1 protein-coding gene is annotated in these 374 nt (G+C 60.7%); it reads right to left on the minus strand.

The features are described from left to right. Positions 1–374: efflux RND transporter permease subunit (locus A3722_RS15505; RefSeq protein ID WP_201722047.1), on the minus strand; the 374-nt coding region annotated here is incomplete at both ends.

Here is a 374-nt window from a genome sequence, read left to right on the forward strand (position 1 = left end):
ACAGTTTTTGCCTTCGTACCATGCTCGTGGACCGTTTCGACAAGCGAATGATGCCCACCTTGTCTGGGTGCAAACCAGCGGTGCAGGGCGGGCATGACCAGTAGGGTCAGCACGGTTGACGAAACAAGCCCCCCGGTTACCACAGTGGCAAGCGGGCGTTGGACCTCGGCACCGACGCCGGTGGCGAAGAGCAATGGTGCCAGCCCAAGTGCCGTCGTCATGGCGGTCATCAGGACCGGACGCGCGCGCAGCCCTGCGGCCTCAATGGCCAAAGCCTCCAGATTGCGACCGGCGCGCGCAAAATCATCCATGAAACTGACCAATACCATACCGTTGCCCAACGCGATGCCGAACAATGCGATAAACCCGACAGT

This window comes from Sulfitobacter sp. HI0027 (assembly GCF_001634775.1).
In the GTDB taxonomy this organism is placed as follows: Bacteria; Pseudomonadota; Alphaproteobacteria; order Rhodobacterales; family Rhodobacteraceae; genus Sulfitobacter.